27 protein-coding genes are annotated in these 25,526 nt (G+C 52.0%); 16 read left to right on the top strand and 11 right to left on the bottom strand.

Annotated elements, in window-relative coordinates:
• Window positions 1-38: 38 nt before the first annotated feature.
• Complete coding sequence (gene hemA / locus OVA10_RS12105) at window positions 39-1,295, bottom strand: glutamyl-tRNA reductase (protein WP_107703423.1); 1,257 nt, start codon at window positions 1,293-1,295, stop codon at window positions 39-41.
• A gap of 210 nt (window positions 1,296-1,505) precedes the next feature.
• On the opposite strand from hemA, the gene lolB reads away from it, so the two are divergent.
• From lolB to dauA, 4 genes are all read left to right on the top strand, one after another.
• Window positions 1,506-2,117, top strand: coding sequence for a lipoprotein insertase outer membrane protein LolB (gene lolB / locus OVA10_RS12100; RefSeq protein WP_268196026.1), 612 nt, complete (start codon window positions 1,506-1,508; stop codon window positions 2,115-2,117).
• Window positions 2,114-2,983, top strand: coding sequence for a 4-(cytidine 5'-diphospho)-2-C-methyl-D-erythritol kinase (gene ispE, locus OVA10_RS12095; RefSeq protein WP_181826466.1), 870 nt, complete (start codon window positions 2,114-2,116; stop codon window positions 2,981-2,983). Before lolB ends, ispE begins: the two co-directional genes overlap by 4 nt.
• A gap of 125 nt (window positions 2,984-3,108) precedes the next feature.
• Entirely contained in the window at window positions 3,109-4,056 is a 948-nt protein-coding gene (prs, locus tag OVA10_RS12090) for a ribose-phosphate diphosphokinase (RefSeq protein WP_003856663.1), read from the top strand.
• A 123-nt stretch (window positions 4,057-4,179) separates the two neighbouring features.
• Window positions 4,180-5,859 carry a C4-dicarboxylic acid transporter DauA gene (gene dauA, locus OVA10_RS12085; RefSeq protein WP_102103902.1) on the top strand — a complete coding sequence of 560 codons (1,680 nt, stop codon included), beginning with the start codon at window positions 4,180-4,182 and terminating at the stop codon, window positions 5,857-5,859.
• Between the two features lie 82 nt (window positions 5,860-5,941).
• Here the strand turns inward: dauA and ychH are convergent, their stop codons facing one another.
• The gene (gene ychH / locus OVA10_RS12080) at window positions 5,942-6,217 is read right to left on the bottom strand and encodes a stress-induced protein YchH (RefSeq protein WP_100779906.1); all 276 of its coding nucleotides are present in this window, start codon (window positions 6,215-6,217) and stop codon (window positions 5,942-5,944) included.
• A gap of 272 nt (window positions 6,218-6,489) precedes the next feature.
• On the opposite strand from ychH, the gene pth reads away from it, so the two are divergent.
• The 3 genes from pth (at window position 6,490) to OVA10_RS12065 (ending at window position 8,962) form a co-directional block, all read left to right on the top strand.
• Window positions 6,490-7,074, top strand: a complete 585-nt coding sequence (gene pth, locus OVA10_RS12075; RefSeq protein ID WP_100779905.1) for an aminoacyl-tRNA hydrolase — start codon at window positions 6,490-6,492, stop codon at window positions 7,072-7,074.
• Window positions 7,075-7,200: 126 nt separating this feature from the next.
• Window positions 7,201-8,292: a redox-regulated ATPase YchF gene (ychF, locus tag OVA10_RS12070; protein WP_100779904.1), complete on the top strand. Its 1,092-nt coding sequence runs from the start codon at window positions 7,201-7,203 to the stop codon at window positions 8,290-8,292.
• 130 nt (window positions 8,293-8,422) lie between these two features.
• The gene (locus OVA10_RS12065) at window positions 8,423-8,962 is read left to right on the top strand and encodes a DUF2058 domain-containing protein (protein WP_100779903.1); all 540 of its coding nucleotides are present in this window, start codon (window positions 8,423-8,425) and stop codon (window positions 8,960-8,962) included.
• A 12-nt stretch (window positions 8,963-8,974) separates the two neighbouring features.
• Here OVA10_RS12065 and OVA10_RS12060 read toward each other — a convergent pair whose 3' ends face one another.
• On the bottom strand, window positions 8,975-9,670 hold the full coding sequence (locus OVA10_RS12060) for an RluA family pseudouridine synthase (RefSeq protein WP_268196025.1): 696 nt from the start codon (window positions 9,668-9,670) through the stop codon (window positions 8,975-8,977).
• Window positions 9,671-9,797: 127 nt separating this feature from the next.
• Between OVA10_RS12060 and OVA10_RS12055 the strand changes: the two genes are divergently transcribed.
• A complete protein-coding gene (locus OVA10_RS12055) occupies window positions 9,798-10,148 on the top strand; it encodes a DUF1304 domain-containing protein (RefSeq protein ID WP_100779902.1) in 351 nt (116 codons plus the stop codon).
• A 311-nt stretch (window positions 10,149-10,459) separates the two neighbouring features.
• On the opposite strand, the gene OVA10_RS12050 is transcribed toward OVA10_RS12055, so the two are convergent.
• Together OVA10_RS12050 and OVA10_RS12045 are read right to left on the bottom strand one after the other, a co-directional pair.
• On the bottom strand, window positions 10,460-10,984 hold the full coding sequence (locus OVA10_RS12050) for a phenolic acid decarboxylase (protein WP_268196024.1): 525 nt from the start codon (window positions 10,982-10,984) through the stop codon (window positions 10,460-10,462).
• 343 nt (window positions 10,985-11,327) lie between these two features.
• The gene (locus OVA10_RS12045) at window positions 11,328-11,867 is read right to left on the bottom strand and encodes a hypothetical protein (protein WP_268196023.1); all 540 of its coding nucleotides are present in this window, start codon (window positions 11,865-11,867) and stop codon (window positions 11,328-11,330) included.
• A 432-nt stretch (window positions 11,868-12,299) separates the two neighbouring features.
• On the opposite strand from OVA10_RS12045, the gene OVA10_RS12040 reads away from it, so the two are divergent.
• Window positions 12,300-15,923 carry a DEAD/DEAH box helicase gene (locus OVA10_RS12040; protein WP_268196022.1) on the top strand — a complete coding sequence of 1,208 codons (3,624 nt, stop codon included), beginning with the start codon at window positions 12,300-12,302 and terminating at the stop codon, window positions 15,921-15,923.
• Window positions 15,924-16,048: 125 nt separating this feature from the next.
• Here OVA10_RS12040 and OVA10_RS12035 read toward each other — a convergent pair whose 3' ends face one another.
• Together OVA10_RS12035 and OVA10_RS12030 are read right to left on the bottom strand one after the other, a co-directional pair.
• A complete protein-coding gene (locus OVA10_RS12035) occupies window positions 16,049-16,651 on the bottom strand; it encodes a LysE family translocator (protein ID WP_268196021.1) in 603 nt (200 codons plus the stop codon).
• A gap of 167 nt (window positions 16,652-16,818) precedes the next feature.
• Complete coding sequence (locus OVA10_RS12030; RefSeq protein WP_268196020.1) at window positions 16,819-17,757, bottom strand: LysR family transcriptional regulator; 939 nt, start codon at window positions 17,755-17,757, stop codon at window positions 16,819-16,821.
• A gap of 99 nt (window positions 17,758-17,856) precedes the next feature.
• Between OVA10_RS12030 and OVA10_RS12025 the strand changes: the two genes are divergently transcribed.
• Both OVA10_RS12025 and OVA10_RS12020 read left to right on the top strand, forming a co-directional pair.
• Complete coding sequence (locus OVA10_RS12025) at window positions 17,857-18,291, top strand: DMT family transporter (RefSeq protein ID WP_268196019.1); 435 nt, start codon at window positions 17,857-17,859, stop codon at window positions 18,289-18,291.
• 9 nt (window positions 18,292-18,300) lie between these two features.
• Window positions 18,301-18,792, top strand: coding sequence for a DMT family transporter (locus OVA10_RS12020; RefSeq protein WP_100779897.1), 492 nt, complete (start codon window positions 18,301-18,303; stop codon window positions 18,790-18,792).
• A gap of 73 nt (window positions 18,793-18,865) precedes the next feature.
• On the opposite strand, the gene OVA10_RS12015 is transcribed toward OVA10_RS12020, so the two are convergent.
• Window positions 18,866-19,372, bottom strand: a complete 507-nt coding sequence (locus tag OVA10_RS12015) for a phenolic acid decarboxylase (protein ID WP_102103914.1) — start codon at window positions 19,370-19,372, stop codon at window positions 18,866-18,868.
• Between the two features lie 97 nt (window positions 19,373-19,469).
• On the opposite strand from OVA10_RS12015, the gene OVA10_RS12010 reads away from it, so the two are divergent.
• From OVA10_RS12010 to OVA10_RS12000, 3 genes are all read left to right on the top strand, one after another.
• Window positions 19,470-20,330, top strand: coding sequence for a LysR family transcriptional regulator (locus OVA10_RS12010; protein ID WP_268196018.1), 861 nt, complete (start codon window positions 19,470-19,472; stop codon window positions 20,328-20,330).
• A gap of 616 nt (window positions 20,331-20,946) precedes the next feature.
• Complete coding sequence (locus OVA10_RS12005; RefSeq protein ID WP_442787944.1) at window positions 20,947-22,008, top strand: membrane-associated sensor domain-containing protein; 1,062 nt, start codon at window positions 20,947-20,949, stop codon at window positions 22,006-22,008.
• A 143-nt stretch (window positions 22,009-22,151) separates the two neighbouring features.
• A complete protein-coding gene (locus tag OVA10_RS12000) occupies window positions 22,152-22,604 on the top strand; it encodes an acyltransferase (protein WP_103946465.1) in 453 nt (150 codons plus the stop codon).
• 140 nt (window positions 22,605-22,744) lie between these two features.
• On the opposite strand, the gene OVA10_RS11995 is transcribed toward OVA10_RS12000, so the two are convergent.
• Entirely contained in the window at window positions 22,745-23,194 is a 450-nt protein-coding gene (locus OVA10_RS11995) for a GNAT family N-acetyltransferase (protein ID WP_268196016.1), read from the bottom strand.
• Between the two features lie 292 nt (window positions 23,195-23,486).
• Here OVA10_RS11995 and OVA10_RS11990 point away from each other — a divergent pair, with 292 nt between their 5' ends.
• Window positions 23,487-24,020 carry a GNAT family N-acetyltransferase gene (locus OVA10_RS11990; protein ID WP_268196015.1) on the top strand — a complete coding sequence of 178 codons (534 nt, stop codon included), beginning with the start codon at window positions 23,487-23,489 and terminating at the stop codon, window positions 24,018-24,020.
• Here OVA10_RS11990 and OVA10_RS11985 read toward each other — a convergent pair.
• The gene (locus tag OVA10_RS11985) at window positions 24,013-24,423 is read right to left on the bottom strand and encodes an ASCH domain-containing protein (protein WP_268196014.1); all 411 of its coding nucleotides are present in this window, start codon (window positions 24,421-24,423) and stop codon (window positions 24,013-24,015) included. The two genes, OVA10_RS11990 and OVA10_RS11985, sit on opposite strands and share 8 nt — an antisense overlap.
• A 25-nt stretch (window positions 24,424-24,448) precedes the next feature.
• Window positions 24,449-24,859 carry a helix-turn-helix domain-containing protein gene (locus OVA10_RS11980; protein WP_268196013.1) on the bottom strand — a complete coding sequence of 137 codons (411 nt, stop codon included), beginning with the start codon at window positions 24,857-24,859 and terminating at the stop codon, window positions 24,449-24,451.
• 71 nt (window positions 24,860-24,930) lie between these two features.
• Between OVA10_RS11980 and OVA10_RS11975 the strand changes: the two genes are divergently transcribed.
• Window positions 24,931-25,416: a DUF2938 domain-containing protein gene (locus OVA10_RS11975; RefSeq protein WP_268196012.1), complete on the top strand. Its 486-nt coding sequence runs from the start codon at window positions 24,931-24,933 to the stop codon at window positions 25,414-25,416.
• Window positions 25,417-25,526 lie beyond the last annotated feature (110 nt).

Raw genomic sequence — 25,526 nt, 5'->3', positions numbered from 1 at the left:
GTAAAATGCACCTTGTAATAGAAAATGGGTGTGTGGCGCTATTCCAGCCCGAGGCTGTTGCGCAGAATAGTCAGGCGTTCATCATCCCCGTCACGGGCTGCCTGTTGAAGTGATTTGGTTGGAGCATGGATCAACCGGTTGGTTAGCTTCCACGCCAGGTCCTGCATAATGACCTGCGGATCGCCGCCCTGCTCCAGGGCCGCCATCGCTTTGGCCGTCAGATCGTCACGTACCTGTTCCGCCTGACCACGGTATTCGCGAATCGTCTCGCTGGCGCTTTGCGCGCGCAGCCAGGCCATAAATTCGCTCGATTCCTGCTCGACAATCGTCTCTGCCTGCACCGCCGCCGCTTTACGCTGGGCGAGGTTGTGGGAAATGATACTTTGCAGATCGTCAACGCTGTAGAGATAGGCGTTTGCCAGCTTGCCGACTTCCGGCTCGACGTCACGCGGGACGGCGATATCCACCAGCAGCATTGGCTGATTGCGGCGCGATTTCAGCGCACGCTCCACCATCCCTTTACCGATAATAGGCAGCGGGCTGGCGGTTGAACTGATAATGATGTCCGCGTCTTTCAGGCGTTCATCGATGTCGCTGAGGGCAATCACCTCTGCGCCCACTTCATCTGCCAGTACCTGCGCGCGTTCGCGGGTCCGGTTGGCGATGATCATCTGCTTGACCTTATGTTCGCGCAGATGACGCGCCACCAGCTCAATGGTCTCCCCGGCGCCGACAAGCAGCACGGTGACCGTTGAGAGCGATTCAAAGATTTGACGCGCCAGCGTACAGGCTGCGAAGGCAACAGAAACCGCACTGGCACCAATGTCGGTTTCGGTTCGCACACGCTTCGCCACGGAGAATGATTTCTGGAACATGCGTTCCAGCTCGCTGGCTTTGAGATGGCCTTTCTGGGAATCGGCAAAGGCTTTTTTGACCTGCCCGAGTATTTGCGGCTCGCCGAGTACCAGCGAATCGAGGCCGCTGGCGACGCGCATCAGATGGCTGACCGCATCATTATCATGATGCCAGTACAGACTGTTGCGCAGCTCTTCTTCGTTCAGATTGTGGTAGTCGCATAACCAGCGGATAAGCGCTTCGTGGAGGTTGTCTTGTTCTTCCACGCTCAGATATAGCTCAGTACGGTTGCACGTAGAGAGCACCACGCCACCCTGCACCATCGGCTGGGCAAGCAGGCTATCCAGCGCCTGGTCGAGCGTATCCGGCGAAAACGTAACGCGTTCTCGCAGCGAAACCGGGGCTGTTTTGTGGTTGATACCGAGTGCTAAAAGGGTCATGTGAGCGGGAGTAGTACCAGCGTTAATAAGGTTAGCAGGTCGCATCATACAGGATGCGCGAGATCAATAAAAGAGAGTGCCCCCTTTCCGAGTAATAGCCGTTTCCGGCTAATTTCATGATTTAAGACAATATGAACGTAGACGCTGCCACCGCCCGGCGCTAGCATTAAGGGTTATAACTGCAACGCATCTCAAGGATTTGTCACGACTATGGCCCGATTCATTCGCTTGTTACCGCTGGCGGCGCTGGTTCTTACCGCCTGCTCGATTACTCCGCCCAAGGGCCCCGGCAAAAGTCCTGACTCACCGCAGTGGCGTCAGCACCAGCAAGAGGTGCGCAATTTACGCCAGTATCAGACGCGCGGCGCGTTCGCTTATCTGTCAGATCAGCAAAAAGTGTATGCCCGCTTCTTCTGGCAACAAACCGGGCAGGATCGCTATCGCCTGCTGCTGCTGAACCCGCTCGGCAGCACTGAACTGGAGCTGAATGCCCAGCCAGGCACCGCGCAGATCACCGATAATAAAGGCCAGCACTACACCGCGACAGATGCCGAAGAGATGATTGGCAAGCTGACCGGCATGCCTATTCCGCTCAATAGCCTGCGCCAGTGGATCCTCGGTCTGCCGGGCGAAGCCACCGATTATAAACTCGACGATCAGTATCGCCTGAGCGAACTCAACTACACCCAGAACGGGAAAACCTGGAAAGTGGTGTATGGCGGCTATGACAGCGCGAGTCAACCGGCATTGCCATCCAATATGGAACTGACGGAAGGCAGCCAGCGTATCAAGCTCAAAATGGATAACTGGATCGTTAAATGATGAGCCAATGGCCCTCTCCGGCGAAGCTGAACCTGTTTTTGTACATCACCGGGCAACGCGCTGACGGCTACCACATGCTGCAGACGCTGTTTCAGTTTGTCGATTATGGCGACACGATCTCCATCGAACTGCGCGACGACGGCCAGATTCACCTGCTGACGCCCGTTGACGGCGTCGCTCATGAAGATAATCTGATCGTGCGTGCCGCGCGGCTGCTGATGAACGCGGCGGCCGGCTCGGGAAGGCTTCCGGCGGGGAGCGGTGCCGATATCCATATTGAGAAACACCTGCCGATGGGCGGCGGTCTGGGAGGCGGCTCTTCCAATGCCGCGACGATACTGGTTGCATTGAACCATCTCTGGGGCTGCGGATTAACGCCTGATGAACTGGCCGCGCTGGGGCTTTCGCTCGGCGCCGATGTGCCGGTGTTCGTTCGCGGTCACGCCGCGTTTGCCGAAGGGGTTGGCGAGATCCTCACGCCGGTCGATCCACCGGAGAAATGGTATCTGATCGCCCATCCTGGTGTGAGTATTCCGACCCCGGTTATTTTTAAGGATCCGGCGTTGCCACGGGACACTCCTGTCCGGTCAATAGAAACGTTACTAAAATGTGAATTCAGCAACGATTGCGAGGTTATCGCAAGAAAACGTTTTCGCGAGGTTGATGCGGTGCTTTCCTGGCTGTTAGAATACGCCCCGTCGCGCCTGACTGGCACAGGATCCTGTGTTTTTGCTGAATTTGACACCGAATTCGCCGCTCGTCAGGTGCTAGAGCAAGCCCCGGAATGGCTGCATGGTTTTGTGGCGCGTGGGATGAACACTTCCCCGCTACAGCAGGCCATTCTGGCGCAGACTGAGTTTCGGTGACAACGTCACCCTGTTCCAGACGTTGCATCGCGCTCTTTAATACACCGCCTGGATAGCGTTCGCCTGGCCCGCACAGTTAGTGGCGAATGTTATCCACCATTGGACGCATGCCTGAGGTTCTTCTCGTGCCTGATATGAAGCTTTTTGCTGGTAACGCCACCCCGGAACTAGCACAACGTATTGCCAACCGCCTGTACACTTCCCTCGGCGACGCCGCTGTAGGTCGCTTTAGCGACGGCGAAGTCAGCGTACAAATTAACGAAAATGTACGCGGTGGTGATATTTTCATCATCCAGTCCACCTGTGCTCCAACTAACGACAACCTGATGGAATTGGTTGTTATGGTCGATGCCCTGCGCCGTGCTTCCGCAGGCCGTATCACGGCTGTTATTCCTTACTTCGGCTATGCCCGCCAGGACCGTCGTGTCCGTTCCGCGCGTGTACCGATTACCGCTAAAGTGGTTGCTGACTTCCTGTCGAGCGTCGGTGTTGACCGCGTTCTGACCGTTGACCTGCACGCAGAGCAGATCCAGGGCTTCTTCGACGTTCCAGTTGATAACGTATTCGGCAGCCCAATCCTGCTCGAAGACATGCTGCAGCTGAACCTGGATAACCCAATTGTGGTTTCTCCGGACATCGGCGGCGTGGTTCGTGCTCGTGCGATTGCCAAACTGCTGAACGATACCGACATGGCGATCATCGATAAACGCCGTCCGCGCGCTAACGTCTCTCAGGTGATGCACATCATCGGTGACGTCGCTGGCCGTGACTGTGTACTGGTTGATGACATGATCGACACCGGCGGCACGCTGTGCAAAGCCGCTGAAGCGCTGAAAGAACGTGGTGCTAAGCGTGTGTTTGCATACGCAACTCACCCGATCTTCTCCGGCAATGCTGTCAACAATCTCCGCAACTCCGTCATCGACGAAGTGGTGGTGTGCGACACCATTCCATTAAGTGATGAGATCAAGGCGCTGCCAAACGTACGTACCCTGACCCTGTCAGGCATGCTGGCCGAAGCGATTCGTCGTATCAGCAACGAAGAATCCATCTCTGCGATGTTCGAACACTAATCGAACACGGCCCAAAAACCCGCTGCGGCGGGTTTTTTTGTCTTCATTACCTATTTGTATGATTAATACCTCCTTCACCTGCCATTCACATGACAGATGATGTGCTCACGGAAAAAGAGAATTGTGAAAAACGTAGCGTCCTCACATGTTCTGCCCTTTCGCGCCCTCATCGACGCCTGCTGGAAAGAAAAATACACCTCATCACGTTTTCTGCGTGATGTTATCGCCGGGATCACCGTCGGGATTATTGCCATTCCACTGGCGATGGCACTGGCGATTGGCAGCGGCGTTGCCCCGCAGTACGGGCTGTACACCTCGGCAGTTGCCGGGATTGTCATCGCCCTGACGGGCGGGTCGCGCTTTAGCGTCTCCGGTCCGACAGCGGCCTTTGTAGTGATCCTCTACCCGGTCTCTCAGCAGTTTGGTCTGGCCGGTTTGCTGGTCGCCACGCTGATGTCGGGCGTATTTTTGATTCTGTTCGGTCTGGCCCGTTTTGGCCGGTTGATCGAGTACATCCCGCTCTCCGTGACGCTCGGTTTTACCTCCGGGATCGGCATCACCATCGGGACCATGCAAATCAAAGATTTTCTCGGTTTGCAGCTCGCACAGGTGCCTGAACACTATCTGCAAAAGGTCGGTGCCCTGTTTATGGCCCTGCCGACAGCGAATCTGGGCGATGCGGCTATCGGTATCGTTACGCTCGGCACGTTAATTCTCTGGCCACGGCTGGGCATTCGCCTGCCGGGGCATCTTCCCGCGCTGCTGCTGGGCTGCGCAGTGATGGGCGTGGTGAACCTCCTCGGCGGACACGTCGCCACTATCGGCTCGCAGTTCCACTACATTCTGGCGGATGGCTCCCAGGGCAACGGCATTCCTCAGCTACTGCCTCAGCTGGTGCTGCCATGGAATTTACCTGGCTCGGACTTCACCCTCAGCTGGGATTCCCTGCGCGCCCTGCTCCCGGCGGCGTTCTCCATGGCGATGCTAGGCGCAATTGAATCGCTGCTCTGCGCGGTGGTGCTCGACGGTATGACCGGCACCAAGCACAAAGCCAACAGTGAGCTGGTCGGCCAGGGATTGGGTAACCTTATCGCGCCGTTCTTTGGCGGTATTACCGCCACGGCAGCGATTGCCCGTTCTGCGGCCAACGTGCGCGCCGGGGCCACCTCGCCAGTGTCTGCCGTTATCCACTCTCTGCTGGTGATCCTCGCCTTGCTGGCGCTCGCTCCGCTGCTGTCGTGGCTCCCGCTCTCCGCGATGGCCGCCCTGCTGCTGATGGTAGCGTGGAACATGTCTGAGGCGCACAAAGTGGTGCATCTCCTGCGCCGCGCGCCGAAAGACGACATCATCGTAATGCTGATCTGTATGTCCCTGACGGTGCTGTTTGACATGGTGATCGCCATCAGCGTCGGGATTGTGCTGGCCTCGCTGCTGTTTATGCGCCGCATTGCGCAGATGACGCGCCTGTCACCGGTGAATGTCGAGGTGCCGGAGGATGTGCTGGTTCTGCGCGTTATCGGCCCACTATTCTTTGCGGCGGCGGAAGGTTTGTTCAGCGATCTGGAATCGCGTATTTCCGGTAAGCGGATTGTGGTGCTGAAATGGGATGCAGTTCCGGTGCTCGATGCAGGCGGTCTGGATGCTTTCCAGCGCTTTGTGAAGCGTCTGCCGGAAGGCTGCGAGCTGCGGGTGAGTAATCTTGAGTTCCAGCCCCTGCGCACCATGGCGCGCGCGGGCGTGCAGCCGATTCCGGGGCGACTGGCGTTCTACCCGAATCGCGAAGCGGCATTAGCGGACCTCTAAACATAAAAACGGCTCCATCAGGAGCCGTTTTTGTATTCATCTTCTGCAGGCTGGTTAGCGCTGCGGTTACCCGGCAGGTGTACTAGCTAGGTTTATGCTGGTCCCGGCGGCAGCGTTTGTCGTAATGGCGTACCCACCAGTATCGGTCGCTGACCTGCTCATGGCCACTCACGCGGGCCCCTGCCAGCCACAAAACCGCACCTAAAAAGATGCTCAGCACCGCGCCGTGCGCGAAGTATTGTGGGAGGTCAAGTTGCGGCAACTGGTTTAAAATAGAATAACCCACACCTGCTACCATCACGAACAGGCCCAACCCCATTAGCACGTTACCGAGTCGTGAAGCGTTTCTGCGTTTCATATGTCACCTCCGGAACTTTGGGTTGCAGGGAAATGTCCCTAATCCTTGTGTGTAAAGTATAGACAACGGGTCTTTTATGAGTTGCGTGAATGATCACAATAATGAGCACGCCCGAGACAAAAGTTTACAAATAAGCGCCTGAACAGCTTGAAATTCTAATGATTCAAACCCGTCATTATTCAAATTTCCCCTCTTCCTGCCGCAGAATTTTGTCAAGCGGCGCGCCAGACAGTAAACTACGCGGCAAATCTGGAACCTTTAGGAATTGAAACGTGACGATTAAACTGATTGTCGGCCTTGCCAACCCAGGCGCAGAGTATGCGGCCACCCGCCATAACGCCGGAGCCTGGTATGTCGATCTGCTGGCCGAACGGTTACGTGCCCCCCTGCGTGAAGAGCCGAAATTTTATGGCTATACCTCGCGTATCAACCTCGCGGGTGCCGATGTGCGTCTGCTTGTTCCGACCACATTCATGAACCTGAGCGGTAAAGCCGTGGCGGCGATGGCGACGTTTTATCGCATCAATCCGGATGAGATTCTGGTCGCCCACGATGAGCTGGATTTACCGCCCGGTGTCGCTAAATTCAAACTCGGCGGCGGTCACGGTGGTCATAATGGCCTGAAAGACATCATCAGCAAACTCGGCAATAACCCGAACTTTCATCGTTTACGCGTGGGAATCGGCCATCCGGGCGATAAAAACAAAGTTGTCGGTTTTGTGCTGGGTAAACCACCCGCTTCCGAGCAGAAGCTCATTGACGATGCCGTAGACGAAGCGGCGCGCTGTACCGAGGTGTGGCTCAAAGAAGGTTTGACCAAAGCGACAAATCGTTTACACGCCTTTAAAGCGCAGTAGTCCGCGCGAGACGCCATTTTTACCGCGCGTGACGGCGGTTACGTGTATAATAGGCAAAGTTATTTACTTTTCTTCAATCGGTTAATGCTAACGGGTTGAATATCAAGACATTAAGGTGATTTAAAGATGGGATTTAAATGCGGTATCGTTGGTCTGCCAAACGTGGGCAAATCCACCCTTTTTAACGCGCTCACCAAAGCGGGTATCGAAGCAGCAAACTTCCCGTTCTGTACGATTGAGCCGAACACCGGCGTCGTGCCGATGCCTGACCCACGTCTGGATCAGCTCGCTGAAATCGTTAAACCCCAGCGTATTCTGCCAACCACCATGGAATTCGTCGACATCGCGGGCCTGGTAAAAGGCGCCTCCAAGGGCGAAGGCCTGGGTAACCAGTTCCTGACTAACATCCGTGAAACCGAAGCCATCGGCCACGTAGTGCGTTGTTTTGAAAACGACAACATCATCCACGTGAATAACAAAGTCGATCCGGCTGACGATATTGACGTTATCAACACTGAGCTTGCCCTGTCCGATCTGGACACCTGCGAACGCGCAATCCACCGCGTGCAGAAGCGAGCCAAAGGCGGCGATAAAGACGCGAAAGCCGAACTGGCAGCCCTGGAAAAATGTCTGCCACAGCTGGAAAATGCGGGAATGCTGCGCGCGCTGGATCTGACTGAAGAAGATAAAGCGGCAATCAAATACCTGAGCTTCCTGACCCTGAAGCCAACCATGTACATCGCGAACGTCAACGAAGATGGTTTTGAAAACAACCCGTACCTCGACAAAGTGCGTGAAATTGCCGCTGGCGAAGGCTCTGTCGTCGTTGCTGTATGTGCTGCCGTTGAGTCTGACATCGCTGAGCTGGACGATGCCGACCGCGAAGAGTTCATGGCTGAGCTGGGTCTGGAAGAGCCAGGCCTGAACCGCGTTATCCGCGCGGGCTACGAGCTGCTGAACCTGCAAACCTACTTCACCGCTGGCGTGAAAGAAGTACGCGCCTGGACCATCCCTGTCGGTGCCACCGCTCCGCAGGCGGCCGGTAAAATCCACACCGACTTCGAAAAAGGCTTTATCCGCGCACAGACCATCGCGTTTGAAGACTTCATCACCTACAAAGGTGAACAAGGCGCGAAAGAAGCCGGCAAGATGCGTGCAGAAGGAAAGGATTACATCGTCAAAGATGGCGATGTGATGAACTTCTTGTTTAACGTCTAATAAGTTTTGTTGTCTGGCGAGATGTCAGCAACAACAACCCTTATCAAATCCACGCTCCGGCGTGGATTTTTTATTTGTATAAAATTACAGGTATAATCCCGGCAAATTTCCAACAGGTTCAGATACGAAGATGACAAAACTTACCTTACAAGAGCAGATGCTCAAAGCAGGCCTGGTCACCAGCAAAAAAATGGCCAAAGTGCAGAGAACGGCGAAGAAATCCCGCGTGCAGGCTCGCGAGGCGCGTGAAGCGGTGGAAGAGAACAAAAAAGCCCAGCTCGAACGTGATAAGCAGCTAAGCGAACAGCAAAAACAGGCGACGCTGGCGAAAGAGTTTAAAGCGCAGGTGAAACAGCTGATTGAGATGAACCGCATCGTGGTGTCACGCGGGAACATCGATTTCAACTTCACCGATAACAACCTCATCAAAAAGATCGTTGTCGATAAAACGACGCAGACGCAGCTGATTAGTGGCCGTCTCGCCATCGCCCGCCTGGTGGTGGATGGGGCAAGTGAAAGTCAGTACGCGATTATTCCGGCAAGCGTCGCGGATAAAATCGCCCAGCGTGATGCAGACAGTATCGTCCTGAACAGTGCCCTGAGTCAGGAAGAGCAGGACGAGGACGATCCATACGCCGATTTCAAAGTGCCTGATGATTTGATGTGGTAATGACGTTTGCGGTCAGAACGTGCTGGCATTACGCGCCGTGATGCGCTCTTCGCTCACGGGATGCACAAAGTGCAGCTCGCTGGCGTGCAGCATCAGACGCGGCGTGCGCTCAGTACCTGGCAGCGTGAGGCCGCCATACAGATCGCAGCCTAAAATTGGGTGCCCCAGCTGCTGGCAGTGAATACGCAGCTGATGGGTGCGCCCGGTTTCCGGAGTCAGCTCGACCCGCGTCAACGGCAGTAACACCCCTTCCCTTTCCTGATAAATACGTTCAACCACCCGATAGCGAGAGCGCGCGGGTTTGCCCGTGATAGCGCAAATCGACATCAGCGGGAACAGCGCCGGATCTTTGGCAATCGCTGCATCTATCACCCCCTCGTTATCGTCCAGATGCCCACACAGCAGCGCAGTGTAAATCTTGGACACGCGACGCTCGCTAAACTGCTGGCACAGCGCCGCATTGATAGCCTTATTGCGGGCCACCACCATCAGCCCGGACGTGCCGAAATCCAGGCGGTGCACGAGGGTGCAGCCAGGGAAAATTTTCACCAGCCGATAATGCACCGAATCGAGATTCTGCGGATTTTTCCCCGAAAGACTCAGCAGCCCCGCCGGTTTGTTGATCAGCACCAGATGCGCGTCCTGATAGAGAATTTCGATCTCGTCGAGGCAAGGTGGGGCAATAAAGGTATCGATAATCGTAGACATCAGGCTGCACGGATAAAGAGTGGGAGCGGATGATAACGAATTTTCATCCTGGTGGCGAATCAGCCTGCCGCCCCCGCTGGAATTATCTATACTCCCTTTCATCTGCCCTCACCCTGTAAGGCCGCCCGTGTTTGCTACTCTTCTTGTCGCTGTCGTTGCCGTCATCCATCTCTATATTCTGGTGCTCGAAATGTTTTTGTGGAACACCAAAACCGGCCAGAAGGCTTTTAATTTGAGCGCCGACTTTGCGCGCGAAACCCGCGTTCTCGCCGCGAATCAGGGGCTGTACAACGGCTTCCTGGCGGCGGGATTGCTTTGGGGGCTATGGCTCGGCGAACGCGGTGTTTCGGTGATATTCTTCTTTCTGATCTGCGTGCTGGTTGCAGGCATTTTCGGTGCGGTAACCGCCAGTCGGAAGATACTTTATGTGCAGGCGCTTCCAGCGCTTGCCGCGATCGTTGCGCTAATAGCCCGTTGAGATCATCCGTTACCGTTTTATTTCCTCATCCGGAAAAGTAAAACGTTTCGTCTCACCGCCGGCCTGATAACCGTTGCGGATTAAGACGCTTAGCGCTTCAAAATCGGTAAGGAGTGATAGGTGTCAGGCGCGGACGATGCTATTTCAAGACTGGTAATGATCTCCGTTATAAAAGTGCATCTGAACATAAGATTATTGATATGTCTGTGTTAAGTATCTTCAAGCCGCCCAGGATTATCCCCTCTTTATCAAAAAATAATCCTGAATAAAAAAGGGTGTCATGCAGCCTTTTTTATTCATAACAACTCGGTTTATTTGCCATCAAAGAAGTCTGAAGGTAGTTGACCTGGCGGCATGTTGATAACCTTGTCGTTATCAGGCCCTTCGTTTTTCATATAAGTCACTTTTGCGAATTCAGGAATGACAATATAAGGGTAAGCGGGTCCCTCGTCACGAGAACGATGCATATCATCAATAAATTCGTTCTGGTAACAGATGGTTTTCTCGGGATGCTGACCTTCTCCGGCAATCCACTGGGGGAAGAAAATCGTACCGTGAATGACTTTTCTTCTAATATCGAATAACAGACTTACGCAGGTGCCGGTAGGCTCGTGCCAGTCAACCTTGAAAATACCTGGCGCAAACTGGATTGCATTCATCTTCTGATGCGTTACCCAACGCCCACCAACAAGTCCCTGATGGATACGGTAATCGCAGGTGGTATTATTCCGGGCATACCACTCATACTTCCAACCATTGTCATAAGTATAAACAAAATGCGTTCCAATAAACTCAGATAGATCATTAGAAAATTCTTTATTTATTTCTTCTGCCATTTGTATATCCTCCAGTTATAGATATACAAAAGTAGCCGCTAAAGTTCAGGCTTACCAGCTTCTGAATCGTAAAGATGGGCACACTCAAGCAGAAAAAAGATTATCTCATTGATTTTTATAGCGACATCTGAGAGAAGAACTTCCTTTCCGCTTCATGCCTGGTATTGCCCTTCTTATTTGCAACATAATTCTTTTCAATAGAGTTAATGCTCCGTCGATACGGCCAAACAGAATTATGTAAATTTATTTAATAATACTTTTTCGGCTACGCTCAACTTAATTTAATTCATTCATAATGAGTCACATCTTGCATATCTTGCATATCTTTTGCAAGTTAGGAGCATTATTTTTCGATTAGACTTGAGTTAAGATTTCTGTAAAGCACTTTCATTTTCCTGACGTTCTCCTCATCATAAGCTATTAGAACATCCGGTGTTAACCAATAATGACTTACAAAGACCAAATACTTAACACCTTTGATATTAACAAACTCTACATCTTTATCAATATAACCACTGTACTCTTTCGTCTTAACGACAGCACTGACTACTTCAACATCACCCGGCGAAGATTGCCAGACCAGGAAGCGATCGAACAAAGCATCCCATGCGGGTAAAAGTGTCTTATCGGTATATCCGTGATAACCCATATTGCTTCCCAGGTCGACTGCTAGTCTGGCATATTCTGGTGGGTCCTCAATTCTGATCAGCGCGTGGCCTGGAGCAGGGTATTTTATAGTAAGATCTGGCGTAACCCTGATATATTCCATATCAGTCCTGTAAAAATCAAAAGGCTCGATGCGCAAGGTTTTATATACAGAATGACAACCAGCCATCAAAAAAGAAATGAATAGTATTCCAATAAAAAATGCAGCCTTTTTCATATTAAAATCCCTTGTAATATGCTCAGTTTATACAACCGCTGAAGCATGATACGTGGCAAGCTTCCCAGCCTCGATAAATCTATCAAAAAGACAATTCACCTACCTGTAAACTGGTTAAACATGATTATCGGTAAACCTGCTGTTTTCTTTAGCTGAATCAACATCTGATTGAACATGTTAGGCGCACCTTCCGCTCGATCTTTACGCACACTTGGAACCTGTTATTAACCTTAAGCAAAATCTCAATTTACTCGATCCATTACATTACAAAACTTCCAGCTGCGGCCTAGGGTATCGTCCGCTTCTCGCTCACAGCTGACATGCGCGCCCTATATCAATCGATTTTGTGTCAGGAGAGGAAGTTTACAGTTTTAGAAATCAAGCTAATGAGCATAAAATCTCTCAACTGATGGAACGGAGAGGCAGAAATAAATGACGACAAGGCAGTATGCGCAAAAATCAATTTTCGATTTGGAAGCAATCTTCGAGCAGTCGCGTAACAATGCTGATGAACTTGAACAGCTGTTGAGCGAGCTGACCTTTCGCAACACTGCCAGGGCGCGAACGCTGACGATAAAAATTGAGCAAGCCTTAACCGCACTTAACTGTTGTAGCGTGGTCTCCATGTCTGGCTCCAGTCCATCAGAGCATCATCACGATTCGGCGTCCAGGCAATCTTCCCAAGTCGTGCCCCGCTATGCGCCTACAGCGGTAGTGCAACTACGGCAGAAGGCTTCTTCAGCTCCCGTTACGCAACAGCAATTCGGTAACGAGCAGTTCGACCCAGGTTCGCTCCCCTCTTTCTCTACGTCAGGCAAGGCGAATGATGCGCGCGCGATACTGGCAGCATGGACTGCCCTCGAAGCACTGTCGCCTCAAGGTTATAAACGCCCAGAGGATATGGCAACCGGCGATCGCTCCAGGGTTGCTCTATTGGAGCGAGGTGTTCCATGGGGACCAAATGCCCGCAGCAAGCCCAGTTATAAGCTTTATTTCGAGGTCGTCCTCGGCTCAATCGCTCTCGACAAGGCGACGGACGAACTGGTCAAGGTCTTTGGTGAAGATGAGGAGCGTTCACGCCCGGACGGAAAGAAAGCGGCCATCGGCTCTATCCTGATCGACAAAGAAGGCTATGTGCTTGAGGACAAAGGCGTTGCCGTTTCCAGTTTTGCCTGGGCACTCAAGCTGGCTCTCGATCTGAAGCTTGGGAGCTTAGGGAATTGGCCGAATGTTGAGCCGCGCATTATCGAGCATCTGGATCGAATGGTTCGCCGCCACAACGAAGAGGGAGAACCCATACCGATCGATCTGAATGTTGTTCATAACGCTTATAAATGGCTTGTATCGCAGTTCAGTGTACCCGAGCACTTGGTTGAGCCACCCACATTCGCGATTAAGGTGTTTCATCATTTCAAGGCCAAGGCGCCCCCTGAACCTTCGTTACTGAACTCCTTCTATCTTGAAGATCTCGGTGAAGCAACCAAATTGCTCGAGACGGGCAAAGCCGGAACAGGTTTGCGCCGCTATATGGGAATTGGCAGGCCTGACCAAAAAATCGACGTGCTATCGCCCATTTCCGCAGTTGAGCCTTTCGTAGCACCGTCGCTCATGCCGCAGGCTCGTTGGCCTTCGAAAGGCGGCCATCCATTGGTACTGCTTCAACAGGCTGCCGTGAATGCGGCGCGTGCTGAGCTGAATGATGCTCCTGGTATGATAGGTGTCAATGGGCCACCGGGTACTGGAAAAACCACTCTTCTGCGAGATATTGTCGTTGGGTGCATTCTTGATCGGGCCACAGCGATGTGCGGCTTCAACAAACCGCAGGATGCCTTTTCCACAACAGGCGAGAAGCTGGCATTCGGCTCCAATGCCTTCCTACACTTCTACAAGTTACATGCATCCTTGAGGGGCCATGAGATCGTCGTAGCCTCCTCCAATAACAAAGCGGTCGAAAACGTCAGTAAAGAGCTTCCTCTCAAGGAAGCCAATGGTCGCCATGAACAAATCGCCTATTTTCGGTCCATCAGCGACCTGATTGCGAATCCCAAACGCGCCGGCTATTTCGAAGCCGAGGCCGAGGCCGACATCCCCTCCGACCCTGTCGAAACTTGGGGGTTGATCGCCGCTGCTCTCGGCAAGAGCAGCAACCGAGGCGCGTTCCAGCAAAGTTTCTGGTGGAATGAAGACGGTGGTTTCCTTACCTACCTGAAGGCAGCTCGCGGCATAAACGTCTTGCGTGAGATCAAGGACGAACAAACTGGCGAAATCATCGATCGCGTGATGCCCAGCGTGGTTGTCAATGAGCGGCCCAGCACCAACGAAGCGGATGCTTTAGCGGCCTGGCTGAAAGCGCGAACCGCATTTCTTAAACTCAAGGAGACGGTAGACGCCGAAATCACCAGCATCGAAGAGATGCGACGGGATATCCAGGCGCTCAAGGGAGCGACTACCGAACTTCAAAGTGTGGAACAGCGTCGTCCGAGTCTGATTGAAGCCGTCGAAGAGGCGCACCAGATTGCTGAATCCTGCCAACGGAAACATGAGAAGGCAAAATCGCAGATCGAGCAGGACAAGATTATGCTCGACAGCCATCTTGCTGGCCGTCCAGGTTTCTTCTCCCGTTTGTTCGCGACTGCGGTCTGGAAATCGTGGAGATCGACACTGCAGAAGCTCTCGGCGACCTTGCAGCAATCAGTCTTACGGGCGCAGGGGACGGACGGTGCCCTGGAGCTTGCAAGGACTGAGTGGAGCAATACTGAGTCCCAGTTACAGCAACTCGACCAGGAAATTTCCATCAAACGTCACGCTGTCTCGAAATTGAAGGCAACCGAGGCAGAGGCACGAAACCGCATGGGAGACAGGGTCGTTGATGAGAGATTCTTCGAGCGTGAGCACGAGGCTATCCACCTGACTGCGCCATGGCTTCCCGATGAGGTTCATCGCCTGCGGGAGGAGGATCTTTTCGCCGCTGCCCTGACTGTGCATAAAACGTTCATCGATGCTTCGGCCAGCCGCTTGCAACACAATCTTGGGCTATTGATGTCGGGCATGGTGGCTGGTGCTTTCCAGTCTCCTGCTCACCGTGAACTTCTTCCCGAACTTTGGTCAAGCCTTTTCATGGTGGTGCCGGCTGTGTCAACAACGTTTGCCTCAGTACGAACCATGTTCGGGGATCTGCCATCAGAGAGTATTGGCTGGCTTCTGATAGATGAAGCGGGCCAGGCCATTCCTCAGGCAGCAGTTGGAGCTATCATGCGGGCAAAGCGCTCCATCGTGGTAGGCGACCCGTTGCAAATCCCACCTGTGGTTTCACTTCCTGAAAAGCTGAACGCCGAAATATGCAAGTTCTTCGACATTGACCAAATCGAATGGTCTGCCCCCGCTGCCTCTACGCAGACCCTTGCTGATCGGGCATCGCGCTTCAAATCCACCTTCGTCATGGACGTAGGTGATCGAGAAGTCGGGCTGCCACTCCTCGTTCACAGGCGTTGCCAGAACCCAATGTTCGACGTTTCTAACTCCATCGCGTATGCCAAGCAAATGGTCCATGCTGTCGGGCCTAAAAGACCTGGCTCTATCGGCTCGGCATTGGGGAGATCTCACTGGGTGGATATCAATGGCGATGCTGAGACGAAATGGTGCCCCGACGAGGGCGAAGCGGTTATACGAATGCTCAAAGAGCTGGCAGCATCGGGCATTACAAATCCGGACGTATTTATCATTACACCATTCAAGATCGTAGAGCAGAACATGCGTCGGCGTCTCGACAGTGAAACTGATCTGCTGCGGGCGTTCGGCGTAAAGTTGGATGAGTGGTGCCGTGATCGTGTAGGCACGATCCATACGTTCCAGGGCCGAGAAGCGGACACGGTCATCCTGTTGCTGGGTGCGCCGAAAGCGAGTCAGCAAAGGGCGCGTCAGTGGGCGGCAAGCCCGCCAAACATAATCAATGTAGCCGTCTCACGCGCCAAGCAAAACCTGTATGTGGTTGGCTCGGCTGCTGCATGGGCGGGGGCAGGAACTAGCCTGCAGATCCTGCAGCGGCAGTTGGCGTAATCAGCCTGACAATCTCCGATGCGGCCCTCATTTTTGAGGGCGCACCGCGAGTAGTCTTGTACTTACCTTAGTAACGGACTGGCCGCTTTATGCCAAATGCGGGCATGATCCCTATAGCCGAGAAACTAATGGATCAAGCTATGAAGCGAAAAAGCAATGAGCAACATCCCGCCGGCAATGTTGACGTATTTTTTGAGCATTAACGGGTTCGTTTTTTTAACTGAAAATATCAGTGTCTGACTGACAGAGAAAAGCCAAACGCTCATCACCACGACATGCACTGATGCCAGCGTCAGGTAATTACTAACGCCTCCCTTTATCCCTGCGAACTGTGAAACGACCGTCACATAGAAAAGGATGGCTTTTGGGTTCAAAACATTCGCAAGCCACGCCTCTTTTAACGTCACCACATGCTTTGAATCCCTAAACCCGTCTGTAGTGACCGTTATCCCACTGCGGATAAGCATCGCGCCTAACCAGAGCAGATAGGCCGTTCCGGCAACTTTGAGCACTGCAAACGCTGCCGGGGACGAGATGAGCACAGCAGTCACACCCAGCCCTATTAAAACCGCATGGGTGTATATGCCCAACGCTGTTCCGGCGAGCGTTCTGATTAGGCCTTTGTGACCACCAGCCAGAGCACTGTTCATAACGAGAGTGAAGCTTGCGCCGGGGGACAGTGCAACAGGCAGTAGTGCTGGCATAAAGCCGAAAATGTTCACATCCATAGATTTTGGATAGTAATGGACACTCTCACAGATTGCCAGTTGAGGCGCTGCGCAACCCTCTGCACTGCCACTGTAATCAACAACCGTAAGATTCTGTTCAAGGTCCGCGATTCACTTTCTAAGCTGGAAAAAACTGACGCCGGATGTACTCCATTGCCAGCCTGAACTTACCCCTCAGACTGCCAGTAAAGCGGTGAACCAAACACCTCAAGATAGTAATCGATCACCGCCCTGACGTTCAGCGGCGGATGGCGGGTGTGGGGGTAAATAGCCGCAATGTTCTGTGGCTCCGTTTTAATAGAGGTATCCATATCGGTCAGTAGCGCGATCAGCTCACCGCTTTTCAGTCTTTCAGCAATCAGCCAGTCCGGAAAAAGCACAATGCCCATCCCGCCCAGAGCCGCAATAAGCAAAGTCTCTGCGTTATTGGATGACATCAGTGGCGACACGGGATAGTGCACCCACTCCTCACCTGGCTTGCGAACCAGCCAGCGGTTTGGACCGGAAGATCCACTGTAGACAAGGCATTTGTGGCGTCCGAGATCCTCGGGGCATTCAGGCATACCGTATTTATCCAGATACGCAGGCGACGCGGCCAGGTGATAAAACTGCTGCCCGAAAACGCGCGCATGAAAGGAAGAGTCAGCCAGAACGCCAATCCGGAAAATGACGTCGGCGGCATCCCTGTGTGGATCGATGTAATCATCGGTCAGCGTCAGCTCAATGGTCAGACGGGGGTAACGCGCCGTCAGACCCGCTAGTCCTGGGGCCACATGCCGCTGTCCGAAAAATACCGGGGCATTAATGCGAATTAAACCTGAAGGCTCAAGCGCACGTTCATCCAGTTCGCGGCGGGCATCCTCAAGATTACCGGCCATGGCGCGTGCGTGCCGGATAAAAAGGTGCCCACTTTCAGTCGGGATGACAGCGCGCGTGTTTCGATAAAAAAGCTGCTGACCGAGCGCATCTTCAAGATGATGGATAACGCGTGAAACCTGCGAAGCCGATATTCCTTCGCGGCGCGCGACCACGGAAAAATTCTGCGTTTCATACACGTCTATAAAGATTGAAAGAGAACGGATACTGATATTGCCTGCGCCATGCATTGATGCAAATCCTGCAAAGGTGTTTCCTGAATTATGGCATTTTTCACATCTCAGGCCAGGTGTAATCTTCTGCGCTTAGACAACCGTAGAGAGTTTGCTATGCAACTGGTACTGATTTTAATTGTTATCGCGGGCGGAATGGGATTGTCCGTAGAGGCCGGGCTGCTGGGGCCGCTGGGAGGAGAAGTCGGCGATTTATGGGCGACATTCAGCGTATTCGGCGTGGGTGCGGCCCTGACGTTTTTGCTGATGCTGTTTTTCAGTCCACGTAATAGCCCAACCTTTTTCTCGCAGCCCTCCTGGAACCTACTGGGCGGGGTGCTCGGCCCTGTTTACGTCATTATTCTGACCATCGCTACACCGGCGATCGGTATCGCTATGACGATGATAGGCATTCTGGCAGGACAGGTATCCAAAAGTCTGATCATTGACCACTATGGTCTGCTGGGCACGCCACATCGAAAAATTGACAATAAACGCATTATCGCGCTGATTTTTATCGTACTGGCGCTGGTTCTTGTTGCTCGGGGTTAAGAAAAAATGATGACATTTATGATGATTGTGTTGGCGGTTATTGGTGGTGCAATGCTCAGCATTCAGGCTGCGATAAATGGCCAACTGGGTAGCAAAGTGGGTGTATTCAAAAGCGCATTCCTGACCTTCTCCGTCGGCGCGCTTATTACTGCCCTGCTGATTTTCTTCTTTGAGCCTAAACATGCTACCAGCCTATTGGATGTACCGAAGTGGCAACTGTTAGGTGCGATGTTTGGTGTGCCTTACATCGTCATTATGGTCTTTGCCGTCCAACGTATCGGCACAGCCGTTGCAACGGTTGCGGTGATTTTCGGTCAGCTGACAATGAGCATGCTGATTGATAACTTTGGCTGGCTTGGCAACGGGGCGATCCCCTTCTCGATGAATCGTCTGGGTGCCATCCTCTGTCTGGGTATCGCGCTGTTCTTCATCTACTCCAGCAACAGAAGCAAAGCTGCACCGGCTAAAGAAACGCGTCATCAGGCAACCGTTAACGAATAAACGTCCCGGATGAGTAGCAAAAAAAAGAAACCGTCGTCGTGACCGGTTTCTTTTAAATTTAGCGGGGTGTTATTTAACGCAGATTATCTGGAAAATTGTCCGGCAATTCACTCGCCGCGCAGGCAATCACATCGTCATTATTGGCACCGCAGTCACGAATAAAGGTGATAGTGGCAAATTCATCAATAACCTCCGTCGGATAAGCCGGACCGGCATCGCGGTACTGATTCATCAGCGGAATATGGTCATTCTGGAAACACACGGTTTTTTCGGGGTTATTCATCACCCAACGTGGGAAGAAAATAGTGCCATGGAAGAGTTTATCCCCCAGATTGACAATTAAGCTCACATCCGTGCCGGTTGGCTCCGTCCAGGAGATTTTGTAAATACTTTCACCCACGCGGACGATATAAGCCTGCTGATCTTTGACCCAACGATTCCCCACCAGGCCGCTGTGAATACGGTAGTCCAGGGTTTGTTCATTTTTGACATAAATTTCGTAGTTCCAGCCGTTATCGTAGGTGTACACCAGATGTTTACCGACAAAACCGCTCAAATCATGTTTATCAAAGTTGCTCATTTCAGGTCTCCTCTGTTCGATAAAACAAGTCTAATGCTTTAATATTTTGATGAATAGCGCTATTTTATGATGATATTAATCGAATAAATGAATCATTATGAATAAAACAACGCTGGAACAATGGGCAATCCTGGACTGTGTGTTCACTACTGGCAGCTTTGCCCGCGCCGCCGATACGCTACACCGCAGCCAGTCTTCTATTAGCTATAATCTCGCGCAGCTCCAGACGCAACTGGGCGTGACGCTGCTGGTTCCAGAGGGGCGTCGTACGGTATTAACCCCAACCGGGGCGACGCTGCTGAGCCAGGTACGCCCGCTCCTGAAAACATTTAGTTATGTGGAGGCTCAGGCCGCGACTCTGCAGGAGGGAATGCGTTCGCAGCTTAATTTGGTGGTGGACGTTATCTATCCTCGGGAGCGCCTGTTCTCTGCCCTGCAACAATTCCAGCAGCTCTGGCCGACTATTCGGGTGAAGCTAACGGAAGTCACCGAGAGCATGTTCCCCACCATGTCCGCTGTGGACGATGCTGATGTGATGATCGTGACCGACCGGCAAAATATTACCGGCCGGGGAGAGTGGCTAATGAACGTGGATTTTATTGCCGTGGCACATCGCGATCATCCGCTGCTGTCGGTATCCGGCACGTTGACCGAAGCACTGCTCAGCAACTGGCCACGGATACAAATAGCAGATAGCGGGAAAGCGGCCACAGGGGATAGCCAAAACTGGGATTTCTCCACTCTGGATGCGGCGGCAGGCGCTATCGTGGCCGGTCTTGGATACGGCTGGCTGCCGCAGGCCTCTATTCATCAACAACTGGCGGCAGGCATACTGCAACCATTGCCCCTCAGCCACGGCTCGCACCGCGTCACCCCATTACATATCATCCTGCGACGGGATGTTCCGCCCGATGAACCGGTCAGTTTCCTGATATCAGCCCTGAAAAAGGCGCTGTAAACCACACCGCGAAATGCGGCATGCCTGTAAGCGACTGATTACATTCTTATATCGTACTTCCGTTGCAGTACGATATAAGCTTGTTATTGGGTGGCTGCCTGTTTGCTGGGGGTGCCTTTTTACGTCAACATCACACTAACCTTTGTACCTCGGTGCTTTTCATTAGTGTGCTGGTTACGTAGCGGAACAACTTCGGCTTTATCGGCTGCTTTGAAACACCCTGCCCTTGTCAGGTGTCGCGGGTAGTGCAGCCATTCTGATGGTGTTCAGGGATCCATGGGTTTGAAATATGAAAGTCCGCTTAGTGCCACAAGCAGACGTTGTTAACCCTGACATGTTATCTTTTCGATGGGAGCAGTGATGGTAAGAGGGGGATAGCATTTTACTGTCGTAACTTTTGAATGTTTGCTTGAAGCAATGCGTTAACATGAAAGGTAATCGGAAAATAATACTTACCTGGTCTGATTGTTCTGCCTGAAACTCATGCAATGAAATAGATACCTATATTACACTGGATAGTAATTATTCATTTGTAAGGCAATCAGTAATGGAGCAGCATTCGAACAATAAGCGCCGTACTTTCAATAGTGTAAGAATGTGGCAGAACCATAGTGATATGGTCAGTCAGGCGCTATCAGTGAGTATCCCGTGGTTCACATTTGTGAATGTCAGTTTTGCGCTGATCATTTTGTTTCGCAATATTCTCATCAGTAATTTTGATCGCTCGATCGGCGCACACACTGAAATATTGCCGTTTATAGACGAAATTACGAGTGGCATTATTGGTTTGTCGCTTCTGTTAGTACTTTTCATCTATCGCCTCCCTGCCAGATTTACACCTCTTTGTATGGCGATGCTAGTAACTATCAGCCTGATGTGGAGCTACTGTAGCTACAACTTTATCGTCTCGTGGCAACTGCCTTTTGCCTGGCCCCTCAGTGTCATCCTAGTGCTCACCGCGCTGGCAGCGCTTTATTATCATCCAACGGCCCTGTTACTTTTCATCACCCCATTATGGCTGACTGCCCTACTGGCTAGCGTGCAGATTAATCAGGGTGTTAACGTACGGTTTTTATTGGTCTGGCTTACTCTTACCGCCATTCTCATTTATGGTCGCTTTATACTACAACGCTGGTTTGATGAAGCCTGGTTACGTTATCAGGAGAACCGGATGCTTATTGCACGGCTAGATGTTATGGCTCACCAAGATGCGCTGACCGGGACGGCTAATCGGCGGTCAATGGAAAACTTTCTTGATGATGCTCTCCTACAGGCCGAGCAATTTTTGCTGCTCATGCTCGATGTGGACTATTTCAAACGCTATAACGACCACTATGGTCACCAGGCTGGAGATGAATGCCTGGCAAAAGTAGCCGATCTGATGAAGAGGTCGGTACGTACTCCAGCAGATTTGGTGGCACGTTACGGCGGCGAAGAGTTTGTCATTGTGCTGCCTGCATCCTCCCTGAATGAAGCTGCGCAGGTTGCTGAACGTATTCAGACGAACCTGCACGAAACTTCACTGCCACACGCCACTTCGGAGGTTAGTGAAATGGTGACAGTCAGCATGGGCATTACCCTTTCCAAAAGCGGTGACAGTACTGCTGGCATTATTGCCAGAGCGGATGAAGCCCTTTATCGGGCAAAACAACAGGGGCGTAATCGTTGGGAAAAGTAAAACCAGCCGCTCAGTGCCAGGAGCGGACATTACAATCATCACAGTGAACGAATCATTGGGGGCTGGTTAGTTTAGCTACTTAGTAAAGATAAACTTTTTAAGCTATTCTGAGCCGAATTATCTCGTGTAAGGACTCAGTTGATATGAAGATTATTGAAAGCGGGATTCGTGACGTTGAACAAGGTAAAAATGTAAAAGTTGTCATGCCTGTAAACCTCTATGAATGTGACCTAGGCGATGATGTTTTTGTAGGGCCATTTGTTGAGATACAAAAGGGATGTGTCATAGGCGACAGAACTAAAGTGCAGTCACACACTTTCATCTGTGAGAACGTTACCTTAGGCAAAGACTGCTTTATAGGCCATGGCGTAACCTTTGCTAACGATCTTTTCAAGTGTGGAAGTCCTGATGCTTCTGCAGAAACTTGGATACATATTGTATTAGGCAACGCAGTAATAGTGGGTAGCGGAGCAACAATTTTAACAACGGAAATTTGCAGTGGTGCGGTGATTGGTGCAGGTAGCGTTGTTACAAAGCCAGTGCTGGTAAAGGGTGTGTATGCTGGTAATCCGGCCCAGCTTTTGAGAACGCTTTAAGCATCACCTCTGCAAATTCTTAGCCCAAACTCATATTCTCCTTAGGCTGTTAACGCCCGCTTCTCGCTCTTAGCCAAGTGAGATCAATCTATCGGCAGGTTAGTGCCAGGAGCGGAAGTCAGGGCCGACAAATACAATCATCACAATGCCTTTGCGAAACAGACAGCTTCTTCTCTACCTATATATGGGCCATAATTCTCAGTACGGACATATCCATTTTTCTCGTAAAAATTGACGGCCCGACGGTTGATATGCCGGGTTTCCAGTTTCAACTCGCGATATCCCATTTGTTTTGCGGAGGTTTCCAGAAAAGTAAGTAAAGCACTACCCACGCCTGGCAAGCTTTGGTCTGAAAACATTCTTTTAATTTCGGCTGTATTTTGAGTTAATGGCCGGATTGCGCCGCATCCTATCGCATCCCCATGTGCATTCTTTGCCAATACCCATAATGCTTTGTCATCATTCATTGCTTCAACGGTGAAGTTGGTTTTGCCATTATCGCCAGTAATAGCGGCAAGTTCAGCGGACAGCATTTCGGTTAAGCGATGAGATTCTGAAGAAAATGGATCTGATTTCTCTACGGTTATCATGGTTATATCCTATAAAGGGAGTTTAACCAGCATAAAGTACCCTGCCTGAATAATCATCATGCCGAAACGGGTAATGGGACAACGCTGCTCCCTGGCTTTATCGAGGATGCGATGTCCGTTCCTCGCTCAAAGCGGATCAACCCGCTCTTTAACCAGTCCTCGTCATACCAGAAGCAAGCCTGGCTAACATCATGATATGCTCCATTCTGGACAGAAGAATGCCCCGTTATTCCCAGTGCATTGCGAATCAAAGACCGTAAAAATAATGCCATCACGCATGGAGAACCTTGTCATGGATTTCACTATCCGTCACGCACACCCTGAAGACTTCGACAGGCTACGCGCCATTGAACTGGCGGCTTTTGAAACCTTGCGTAATGCGGGGGCGGTAGCCGACGAGGCGGGCGCGTGTAGTCTGGAGGAATTGAGCGATTTCTGGCGTAACGGTCTGCTGCTTACGGCCTGTACATCTGATTCTGTTCCAGTAGGGTTTGTCGCAGCTAACGTTAAAGAGTCCTGGCTGCACGTTGCTGAAATGGATGTACATCCGGCCTGGCAACGCCACGGTATCGGCAGACGGCTTATGCAGGCTATTCTCAATATTGGTCAGCAGCGTGGTCTGACGGGATCCTCGCTGACAACAGACAAAATGGCCGCTTTTAATGCCCGATTTTACGCCACATTAGGTTTTGAAATTGTAGAAGGTCTCGCACGCCCGCCGCATCTGGTAAGCCTGATTGCTGAAGAACTCGCGGCAGGTTTCAACCCGGCGCGGCGTGCAGCGATGTGTATGACTTTCAGGGAAACTACAATCCGCCTCAAATGACCTCAACAACCTCGAACTCCTCTGCGATCAGCTCCATCTCTTCAGAGAAGTCCCCTTCGCTGGCGAAAAAGCGCTGATGTTCTTTCCGCCAGTACTCAAGGCTCAAATCGCCCTCCCCCTCTTTTCTGGCAAACTCATCGGTCACATCGCAAAAACGCACCAGGCGCATTGAAATCAATCTGATCACGCACACTGGCGCATTCTGACCATCAAGAACGATGTTATAGCTGCCGATTCGGGGCGCAGTTTCCTCCTGTTGATACGATGAAAAAGAGCCACATGAGGCCGTTTTAATCCCTTTTTTAATCAGGTCAGCAAGCTCGTTCGCCAGCTCAGGGCTGTCACCCATTTGCCAGGCATTTGCTCCCGGATACTTCACCTGCAGTTCATCCAGCGTCGTCATGATTATTTCCCTCTCATTTAGTGAGTTAACGGTTGACAGACCGGACGAGCCGAAGCCCTCTTGAGACAATTTTTTGGAACTCTTCGCACTCGGTATGCTCTGGTTGTGTACAGCGTGCAGCATGCTTCAGCCCGCGGCTTAATAGCTGCAATCTGCGAATGGTGTTGTCAATCTTCAGTGATTGCTGATGAAGCTCCTCGCGGTCAATTGCGATCGTCCCTTTCGCACCAAACATCGCTGCAATATCATCCAGAGAAAATCCTGCCGCCTGTCCCAGCGTGATCAGCTGCAGCTTATTAAGCACATTCTCATGATACTGCCTTCTCAGACCGTTGCGACCGACCGGCTGGATCAATCCTCGCTTCTCGTAATAGCGCATCGCCGAGGGGCTAATGCCCGAAAGGTCGGCGATTTCTCTGATATCCAGTTCTTTCATCGTTGACTTAAACCTGACTTTAACTTGCACACTGTCTGCCAGCTTAGCATTTCATCAGCAAGGAGAAGACTATGGATATGATGTTGGTGCTTAAAACAGTCATAACGGGGATGGGCGCAACAGGGGTGATGGATCTATGGTCCTGCTTTCAGAAACGCACTCTTAAGGTTCCGCCACTGAACTATGCCCTGGTGGGCCGCTGGATTTTGGGTTTGCCGGGCGGGACGCTTTGCCATCACACGATCGTCTCAGCGCCGCCACTACGCGGGGAGCTGTTGACGGGCTGGGTGTTTCACTATCTCACCGGGATACTTTTTGCTGTCGTGCCGCTGATGCTGTGCGGAGCAGAATGGTTCACTACCCCCTCCCTCTCGACAGGACTCCTTGCCGGTCTGTTAACGTTATTTGCCCCCTTTTTGATTCTGCAGCCTGCGCTGGGTTTTGGCATTGCTGCGTCACGCACGCCTCGCCCGTGGCTGGCTCGTCTGCTCAGTGTGCTCACGCATCTGGCTTACGGCGTCGGGCTTTATATCGCGGCCTGCGTGATGAGCGTTTAAGGGATGGGCTTATCGTTACGCCTGACCGCCATGCGTCCGCCAAAATGATGTGAATCGGCATCATTTTTTCCTGTTAGACGCGATGGGCCGGCGGAGTATTATGATAAATC

The organism is Lelliottia sp. SL45 (assembly GCF_026672535.1).
GTDB classification, from domain to species: Bacteria; Pseudomonadota; Gammaproteobacteria; order Enterobacterales; family Enterobacteriaceae; genus Enterobacter; species Enterobacter nimipressuralis.
Note: the sequence above shows the minus strand (reverse complement) of the source record. Positions and strands in the feature narration are given on the sequence as shown.

Bases quoted from the DNA above. Each gene is read 5' to 3' on its own strand.
- hemA (WP_107703423.1), bottom strand. From the start codon at position 1,295: ATGACCCTTTTAGCACTCGGTATCAACCACAAAACAGCCCCGGTTTCG.
- lolB (WP_268196026.1), top strand. From the start codon at position 1,506: ATGGCCCGATTCATTCGCTTGTTACCGCTGGCGGCGCTGGTTCTTACC.
- ispE (WP_181826466.1), top strand. From the start codon at position 2,114: ATGATGAGCCAATGGCCCTCTCCGGCGAAGCTGAACCTGTTTTTGTAC.
- ychH (WP_100779906.1), bottom strand. From the start codon at position 6,217: ATGAAACGCAGAAACGCTTCACGACTCGGTAACGTGCTAATGGGGTTG.
- ychF (WP_100779904.1), top strand. From the start codon at position 7,201: ATGGGATTTAAATGCGGTATCGTTGGTCTGCCAAACGTGGGCAAATCC.
- OVA10_RS12065 (WP_100779903.1), top strand. From the start codon at position 8,423: ATGACAAAACTTACCTTACAAGAGCAGATGCTCAAAGCAGGCCTGGTC.
- OVA10_RS12060 (WP_268196025.1), bottom strand. From the start codon at position 9,670: ATGTCTACGATTATCGATACCTTTATTGCCCCACCTTGCCTCGACGAG.
- OVA10_RS12050 (WP_268196024.1), bottom strand. From the start codon at position 10,984: ATGGCAGAAGAAATAAATAAAGAATTTTCTAATGATCTATCTGAGTTT.
- OVA10_RS12045 (WP_268196023.1), bottom strand. From the start codon at position 11,867: ATGAAAAAGGCTGCATTTTTTATTGGAATACTATTCATTTCTTTTTTG.
- OVA10_RS12040 (WP_268196022.1), top strand. From the start codon at position 12,300: ATGACGACAAGGCAGTATGCGCAAAAATCAATTTTCGATTTGGAAGCA.
- OVA10_RS12035 (WP_268196021.1), bottom strand. From the start codon at position 16,651: ATGGATGTGAACATTTTCGGCTTTATGCCAGCACTACTGCCTGTTGCA.
- OVA10_RS12030 (WP_268196020.1), bottom strand. From the start codon at position 17,757: ATGCATGGCGCAGGCAATATCAGTATCCGTTCTCTTTCAATCTTTATA.
- OVA10_RS12025 (WP_268196019.1), top strand. From the start codon at position 17,857: ATGCAACTGGTACTGATTTTAATTGTTATCGCGGGCGGAATGGGATTG.
- OVA10_RS12020 (WP_100779897.1), top strand. From the start codon at position 18,301: ATGACATTTATGATGATTGTGTTGGCGGTTATTGGTGGTGCAATGCTC.
- OVA10_RS12015 (WP_102103914.1), bottom strand. From the start codon at position 19,372: ATGAGCAACTTTGATAAACATGATTTGAGCGGTTTTGTCGGTAAACAT.
- OVA10_RS12010 (WP_268196018.1), top strand. From the start codon at position 19,470: ATGAATAAAACAACGCTGGAACAATGGGCAATCCTGGACTGTGTGTTC.
- OVA10_RS12005 (WP_442787944.1), top strand. From the start codon at position 20,947: ATGGTCAGTCAGGCGCTATCAGTGAGTATCCCGTGGTTCACATTTGTG.
- OVA10_RS12000 (WP_103946465.1), top strand. From the start codon at position 22,152: ATGAAGATTATTGAAAGCGGGATTCGTGACGTTGAACAAGGTAAAAAT.
- OVA10_RS11995 (WP_268196016.1), bottom strand. From the start codon at position 23,194: ATGATAACCGTAGAGAAATCAGATCCATTTTCTTCAGAATCTCATCGC.
- OVA10_RS11990 (WP_268196015.1), top strand. From the start codon at position 23,487: ATGGATTTCACTATCCGTCACGCACACCCTGAAGACTTCGACAGGCTA.
- OVA10_RS11985 (WP_268196014.1), bottom strand. From the start codon at position 24,423: ATGACGACGCTGGATGAACTGCAGGTGAAGTATCCGGGAGCAAATGCC.
- OVA10_RS11980 (WP_268196013.1), bottom strand. From the start codon at position 24,859: ATGAAAGAACTGGATATCAGAGAAATCGCCGACCTTTCGGGCATTAGC.
- OVA10_RS11975 (WP_268196012.1), top strand. From the start codon at position 24,931: ATGGATATGATGTTGGTGCTTAAAACAGTCATAACGGGGATGGGCGCA.